Source organism: Paraburkholderia sp. SIMBA_053, from assembly GCF_046534895.1.
In the GTDB taxonomy this organism is placed as follows: domain Bacteria; phylum Pseudomonadota; class Gammaproteobacteria; order Burkholderiales; family Burkholderiaceae; genus Paraburkholderia; species Paraburkholderia caledonica.
Genome location: NZ_JAWRXU010000655.1, coordinates 1 through 273 on the forward strand (window position 1 = coordinate 1; position 273 = coordinate 273).

1 protein-coding gene is annotated in these 273 nt (G+C 44.0%); it reads right to left on the reverse strand.

The features are described 5' to 3' along the window. Nucleotides 1–156, reverse strand: a 156-nt coding sequence (locus SB753_RS37225) for a 6-phosphofructokinase (RefSeq protein WP_410805157.1), incomplete at its 3' end; no start/stop codon positions are given. Between the last annotated feature and the right edge of the window lie 117 nt (nucleotides 157–273).

Below are 273 nucleotides of genomic sequence, written 5' to 3' on the forward strand. Positions count from 1 at the left end.
GGTTTGATGTTCATTGTCCAGTAGTCCATTGAAACCATGATGAAAGCCAATAACATCAATATTGTTCGCTGCTGCAGTTAATACTATGGCTCTGATGGCGGCGTTCATGCCGGGCGCATCTCCACCTGATGTGAGTATACCGACGCGTTTAATCATGGCTGGTCCTTATACGTAAACGCTTTAACTATAGCGGTTTATTAATTGATGTCTTTTGATATAGCGCAATCTGTGGTGACTCTGTCGCGAAAGCGGTGTTAGTTAAAGACAACACCC